This is a genomic window from Gilliamella sp. HK2 (genome assembly GCF_001690265.1).
GTDB lineage: Bacteria > Pseudomonadota > Gammaproteobacteria > Enterobacterales > Orbaceae > Gilliamella > Gilliamella apicola_C.
In genome coordinates, this window is sequence record NZ_LZGV01000003.1 from 1 (window position 1) to 1022 (window position 1022).

The 1022-nt window shown below is 38.1% G+C and carries 1 protein-coding gene; it reads left to right on the top strand.

The features are described from left to right. Positions 1–99 precede the first annotated feature (99 nt). Positions 100–846, top strand: coding sequence for a T6SS immunity protein Tli3 family protein (locus tag A9G45_RS00090; RefSeq protein WP_065566212.1), 747 nt, complete (start codon positions 100–102; stop codon positions 844–846). The last annotated feature ends 176 nt before the right edge of the window (positions 847–1022 follow it).

The following is a 1022-nucleotide window of genomic DNA, read 5'->3' on the forward strand; positions in this document are numbered from 1 at the left end:
TAAAGAATATCAATTACGGGTAAATTCAATAAAAAATCTAAAACCCGAACCTTACCAAGGTTGGGATAAAATACGTTGTGAGGTTGGGGCGGAAAAGTAATGATGATATTAGCAATACTATCGACCTTTATCGGTGGCGCATTATTTATTATTATGCTCATTAAGCAATATCATGAGCGATGGCAAATGGTGAGTTATCTGTTCTTTATCTTGGGGATATTGGCACTTTCGCCAGTTAATAATATACGAAAGCCTACCTTTGTTCTGCCCTCGCAAATTGTGTACCGTTTTGATGAAAACCGTTATATTTTATTGACGGGTTATCGATGTGAAGGGCAAGCGTATTTTATTGATGATAAAGAACAAGTTTATTTCAGCATAGCACCTCATTCTTGGCGTGTTTACACTGAACCTTATCGGCATCCAGCTAAGAATTATATTTCTATTCCTTATTATGAACTTTCAGACTTTGAAACCTCAATTGATGGAGGACGTTCATTTAGAACTATTCATTTAGGGGTTGGACATTATTTAGGTAATCATGATTCACCGCAATACGATGTGGTTAATGATCAGGCTTTTATTTTAGGCAAAGATGGTCGGCTTTATATATCAGAAGCGCCATTTGGCACTAAAAGTTCGCATATGTTATCGAAAAAAGACCAGCTTGAACAAGGCGCGATTGTAGGCAGAAGCCAAATTATTCCCGAAAGTATTCCCCCTATGCCAAGTGACTATACCGGTTGGGATAAAATGCGCTGTGATTATAATGCTAAAGCAACTAAATTGCCCGATAACCGTACCGTGTTAGAGGTTTATCAACATTTGTTAGGCACAGCTAAATAAGGAATTAAGGCATGAAACAGAAAATAACTCAATTGTTGATAATGTTATTTGTTGTCCCCGTGGTTTTGGTCGTGATTTTATCGACTTTGGCGCCATTCCCCACCACCGAACCCATGCCACTTATGAGCCCTAAACCATTACCTAAAGAAGGCTATCAATTATTCCATAGTATTGCC

Excerpts from the sequence above, each read along its gene's own strand:
- A9G45_RS00090 (WP_065566212.1), top strand. The coding sequence starts at position 100 with ATGATGATATTAGCAATACTATCGACCTTTATCGGTGGCGCATTATTT.